Genomic DNA, 6,134 nt, shown 5'->3' with positions numbered 1-6,134 from the left:
AGGCTTTAAACCACAATTATTTAATTAACAATTAATAATTAATAATTCGGTAATGGAGTTAAAAACCAGTTAGGAAAGCTGACAATTACTGCGACATTGAAATGGATATTTCAATGCTTTCATTCTTATTCTTTTGTTAACCATAATTAATCTCAAAATTAGTTAATTTTACAGCAAGTAGGAGCTTGATTTTAGAGTTTTTATCAATGGATAATTGATAATTAATTCGTAAAGGTTTAAAGCTTCTTCTTTTAAGGAAAAAAAGCAGTCGTTTTCAGTTGTTGCCGACATGAAAAGCGGAGCGACTTGAATTACAGAACTTTGCGAAGTACGCCACATCCAGTTGACTAAGAAAAAAGAAATCTTATTTCTTTAGATTCAATTTCGTTACGGTTTTAATTAGAAGGAATTATCAATTAATGAACTTCTTATTGTCAAAAATATTATCAGTAATTTTGATATTGTGCGATGGTACTCCGCACTATCTTCATATAGACAGTGTGGAGCACCACTACGTGATGGTTCTCCGAACCGCCCGGAAGGCAATAGTGCTACGCACCGCTACGCGATAGTGCTACCTGAATTGAGAAAATTGATGGCCTTGACAGAAATATAGTTGCTCCTGTGTTTTTTGCTGGTTATCGGAGCCCCTAGTTTCAGCAACAGGACTTTAACATTCCTTTTTTTTGTTCTATACAATTAATTTGTTAGCTAAAATTCTGATGATGATTCATGTATCTTCCTGTACCACATTATCAAGTTCGGAATGTGGGCTGTAAAACTAAATTTACTGGATAAATTTAAACTAAATTAATTATTGCTACTAATAATTTATCTTGATAGAGGGATCGATCGCTAGAAAGAATAGAGAGTAGTTCAAAAAAAGTCAAAAACTTTTAATTTCACCATAAACAACTTTTGCAAGATGTCTATTCTAAAAGTTGGTATTGTTTTTAATGTGTTTCCTAAACCTTACAAACCGTAACCAAGGATATGTAGAATACTATCCTTGCTGCTATACTCCTGTGTCGATCAAGATTTGAAAAGCCTGTCACGGCTAAGATATTGTAAGTGGTACTCCATTATCAGCAGATTTCAACTTCAACAAAAAAGGAACAGCTTTCTTTACCCAAGACTCAATAGAGGTAAAAGACTTTGCCTCCTCTCCAAAACAAATATCTAACATATCGGTATGAATAATTCCTGGATTAAGAGGAATAGCAGCCATTCCTGATGGTAACTCCTGAGCTAAAGCAAGAGTCAAACCTTCAATTGCCCACTTAGAAGCACAATATGGCCCTACTTGTGGAGAAGTAGAACGTCCCCAGCCAGAACTAATATTAACAATAATACCACTTCTCCTAGAAATCATAGCTGGGACAAAATAACGTATTACATTTGCCACACCCTTAATATTAATATCTATTAATTGGGAAAATTCCTCACTATCAACTTTCCAAACAGGCGCTGGTTGATTAATTATGGCTGCATTATTTATTAATAAATCTGGCGCTGAATAATTAGTTAGTGTTTTACCCGCCCACTCTTGTACAGAATTTTCATCTGCTACATTCACACAAGTAAATTGATGTAGATTAGCATATTTATCAGTTAAATTTTCCACAGCAGATTTAGAACGAGCACAACCTATAACAGTATGACCTAAATTAATAAATTCATCAGTCATCGCTCTACCTAAACCGCGACTTACTCCTGTAATTACAATTAACTTTTTCATCTGAAATCAATAGATATTAAATAAATTATATTTTCCTAACTTATGTTATAACATTTCATCGTAAGGGTTTGGAGACAAACTCAAGGGAAATAAAATTATATTTTCAAACCCCTAAAGTTTGTTTTCACAAATCATTTAGAATAGCTATAAGTTCTGTATCCTTACTAATTTATTTTACTTTTAGCACTACTACAGTTTTTTTCACAATTTCATATTGCTATAGCTAAAAAAGAATTGGTTAAGACATAGACTCATAATGAATATTAGACAGGATAAATGCTTTTCCAACTGTTCCCTATTCCCTACTTCATGCTATGCATTTATGTTTAAAAATTTATCCAACATTAATCAACAACAACTAAAAGTCTGGGTAGAACAAGCATTAGCTCAGACTAAATTAGGAAATTTACCTACTTATATCCCTTTACTTGAAGAGGCTAACCCTAACAGTTTTGCAGTTGTTTGTCAAAGTATTGATAATCATATCACTTTCTTAGGAGATGTTGAAACTAAGGTTCCTTTAATGAGTGTGATTAAACCATTTTTGTTATTTTATTTGTTATCTAAATTTGGCAGTGAATTTGTATTTCAAAAAGTTGGTAAAGAATGTTCACAAAAACCCTTCAATTCTTTAGAACAACTAGAAGCTGATCGGGGATGGCCGAGAAATCCCATGATTAATAGTGGAGCGATCGCTTTATCATCTTTATTACCAGGAAATACTGCTACACAAAGGTGTGAAAATTTTTGTTCTTGGTTGAATAATCACGAAAATTGTCAATTATTTTTAGATAAAAATATGTTAGCTTCAGTTAGTTCTTTACCTAATCATAATAATCAAGCTATTGCTAAAAAATTAGTAGAATCTGGTTATATAAAAGATGCAGAAATTACTTTAGATACTTATAATCAAATCTGTTGTTTATCTGGTAGTATTTTTGATGTGGCTAATTTGGGGATGTTATTAGTAAAGCCACCTAACACTGACTGGAAAAAACACTGTTCTATAGTTCAAGATTTAATGACTACTTGTGGTTTATATGAAGCATCAAGTAATTATGCTATAAAAATAGGAATTCCAACAAAATCTAGTGTTAGTGGAATTGTCTTGGGAGCAGTTCCTAGCACAGGAGTAATTATTTGTTATAGTCCTCCTCTAGACCGACAAGGAAATTCTGTAGCAGGTTTATTTCTATTAGAAGTAATTTCTAGAAATTTAGAACTAAGTGTGCTTTGTTAGAAAAAATGAAATTAATTTTTCACCAGGAATCTACCTTGTTTACTAATGCCAATTATTTGTCTTTTTTCCCGAAAGAAACTTTGATATTTTTGAGGCTGAAAATGACTGAAATAAAACCTAAATACAGTAGTAGGTTAGTTCATTAATTGATAATTGATAATGGATAATTGATAATTACCTCTGGTTAAAACCGAGAGGATTGAAGATTGGGAAATATCATTTCTCTTTTTCCCCTTAAAAGGGGAGGCTTTAAACCACAATTATTGAATTAACAATTAATAATTAATAATTCGGTAAGTGATAATTACAAAACTTTTTAGGATGGGGAGGTAAAGTTTAATACTAAATTTTTCCCTATTGCCTATTGCCTATTCCCTAAAGTCCTAAAATTTTGTATCTTATCAACTCTAAAATTACTGTAATAGCATTGATCAGGCATTAATGATTGAGTGTGATAACTACTTTATACTTTCGTATTTTTCCCGAAATTATTAACATCTAAATACTTACCACCTACGACTTTTTTCAAGATATATAGATTGCCATGGGTGAGATTTAGTATAACTTGGGATAAAATTGGGATATAGAAAGAAAATAGCCCATCCAAAATTAAAGTTTTAGCCTTTAAGATTTTGATTTTCTTGCTTCTATGTTTTTTAGTCTAAGTCTTTAATAGATAACTGGTGGTAATCAAAATTTACCAGTAAATTTGTTTGTAGTTTATCAGTAAATTTACTTCTAATCAAATATTTACAGATATTAAGAGTTTAATTATGCAAAAAATTATTCAATCAGATTATATTTATGTAGGTAAAATCCTGACACGACCCTGCTTATAAAAACACTGATTACTATATTCTGCACTCACATTTTTAATAAAATTAAACCTCGCCATTAATGCCATTAATTCATCCTTGTTTACAGGTTTACTGAGATAGCCATCAGCACCTTGTTTCATTGCCCAATATACATCAACTTCTGCGCTTTTACCAGAGCAAAAAACTACAGGTATATTCATAGTTTGAGGCTGGGATTTAATCTGACGACAAACTTGATATCCATTCATTTCTGGCATAATAATGTCTAAAATTACTAAGTCAGGATACTCTAATTTAAGTTTTTCTAGCCCTTCTAAACCATTACTTGCTAATGTAATTTTTAATCCCATCTTTGTCAGGATATGCGAACATAGTGTTCTAACAACTTCGCAGTCATCTATGATTAAGACTTTCTTTTTAAGCATAACTACAGAGTAAAATTATCGATTGAAAATTGCCTAATTTAATTGAGATATTGATTAATATTCACTTCCATAAGTACCTTTACCTGAATAGGGCTATCTGAATACTTGCACCTCTGAGTATTTTCCCACTTCCAGGCTCAGTTAACTTAATCAGTTAAAATTCTATTTTTCAGCAAAACTTGATTAAAATTGCTGACTTAGTTTTAAAATTTTGTGGCAGTCAGAAGATATATTACCATATTTTCCTATAATTATCATACACTTTTCTCATCATAAATTCAGAATTTTTCTTGAAGATTGTGAAATTAATTATGAATTTTCCATATCTATCCACTAATTAGCAAGGAAATATTGAGATTGAGTATTGAGGCGAAAGTTTAAAGTAGTTATACCAAATCTGGTTATTATAGGCTACTTACCTGAATACCAAAATCATAAGCAACGATTTTGACTTTTTGGAATATTATCTTAGTAAACCAAATTTAGTATTATATTATTTTAAATACTGAAATATTTGCTAGATATTCTCATCTTTTTCTCTCCTTTGAAAAACTTGTTAAATCCAGAAAGTTTTTCTGAATAAATTTTGCTGGAAATTTGACTATAATTTAACTAATTCTTTAAAGTTAATCTTGTCTATTTTCTTATTTACTCTTGTCAAAACTATTTATACTAAATCCAGTTTATATAGTATTATTACTGTGAAGATTAGGAGATAGAGTATAAAGTAGATGGGGAAAAATTTATACCAATAAAAAAAAGAATGCTAGAAAATGGAAAGATCAGAATTTATACTTAAAAGGATATTTTCCAATATAAAAACTGCCTATTTATATCATTTACTTCATTTTTTCTTATTTCTTTATTCCGTATTTTATCCTTCTTATTCAGAGCTTATACTATTTTAAAAAAATAAAATTGGCATTAGAGACGATTAAAAAAATCACCTTTTTATAAATGGATTTGGTATTACTTAACAAAAAAACAGACACACTTTTTAAGACTATGCTTTATAAACATTTTTCTTCACATAAAACGTAGATATTAGATAGAAGTTATGCGTTTGCTATTCAATAGATATTTAGGAAGAGTAAATGTATTGAAAAATAAGTTTTTTTTCCTGCAAGCCGTAATGAATGCGCTCACTCTCCCTCCACCTCCTCATCTCCCCATCCCCCTATCACAAAAGGGTGTTAGGAGTTCCTCTTGTCAGGGATAGCTTTTAAGGGGGCTATGTGATATCTTTATGTAATGCTAATTATTCTATTTCAGATGACAATTAATATAGCAATCCTATCTGATTTGTAAAATTTTTCCAGAAATATTCTTGCTGTATCTGAGTTTGAAGCCGATTACTGTTCACGAATGATTTAGGATTGCTATAGAACTATTATCAACTTGTATATATAAGTAAGTAAGTAAGTAAGTAGGAAAAATCAAAGAAAAAATTACGGATATTATCAATTTTTCCCAAACCTTAACTGAATTTGTGTCTGGCTTTTATCGTCGAATTATAATAACTCTTACTCTTCAAAACTAACTTTATTTCTGAGAAAGACATAAGGTGAATAGCCTCTCCTTTCAAGGGGATAAAAAGCCGTTGTTTTGCTTAGGCTATTGCCGACATGAAAAGCGTTTGCGGAGCGTTCCGTAGGATAGCTCCGACCTAGAAGGCTAACTTACAACTGAAATGACCAGCTACTTATATACCTAAATATATAGAACTTACGCCATGGAAAGATTTTATTAAAATTTCAAAATACTTTGAGCTGTTGCTGTGGGTAAGTCATTTCAGTTATCAGTTATCAGTTATCAGTACATCCTCCTAAACCAAGAGGCTTAAAATACGGAATATTCCTTTCTCTTGGTCGATTGGATATGGCGTTAGCGGAGCGGCTCTGTAAGAGCGGGAA

At 31.1% G+C, this 6,134-nt stretch carries 3 protein-coding genes; 1 reads left to right on the top strand and 2 read right to left on the bottom strand.

Annotation, left to right across the window (positions count from 1 at the left end; all coding sequences use genetic code 11):
- Positions 1 to 1,057 precede the first annotated feature (1,057 nt).
- Positions 1,058 to 1,738: an SDR family oxidoreductase gene (locus tag ACP6PL_RS08685; RefSeq protein WP_426544586.1), complete on the bottom strand. Its 681-nt coding sequence runs from the start codon at positions 1,736 to 1,738 to the stop codon at positions 1,058 to 1,060.
- 322 nt (positions 1,739 to 2,060) lie between these two features.
- On the opposite strand from ACP6PL_RS08685, the gene ACP6PL_RS08680 reads away from it, so the two are divergent.
- Positions 2,061 to 2,978, top strand: a complete 918-nt coding sequence (locus ACP6PL_RS08680) for a glutaminase (RefSeq protein WP_426544584.1) — start codon at positions 2,061 to 2,063, stop codon at positions 2,976 to 2,978.
- 802 nt (positions 2,979 to 3,780) lie between these two features.
- On the opposite strand, the gene ACP6PL_RS08675 is transcribed toward ACP6PL_RS08680, so the two are convergent.
- Complete coding sequence (locus ACP6PL_RS08675) at positions 3,781 to 4,221, bottom strand: response regulator (protein ID WP_426544582.1); 441 nt, start codon at positions 4,219 to 4,221, stop codon at positions 3,781 to 3,783.
- Between the last annotated feature and the right edge of the window lie 1,913 nt (positions 4,222 to 6,134).

Origin of the sequence: Dapis purpurea BLCC-M126, from assembly GCF_050015975.1 — a bacterium.
Lineage (GTDB): Bacteria > Cyanobacteriota > Cyanobacteriia > Cyanobacteriales > Microcoleaceae > Trichodesmium.
The sequence above is the reverse complement of the archived record's forward strand: the minus strand, read 5'-3'. Positions and strand labels throughout refer to the sequence as shown.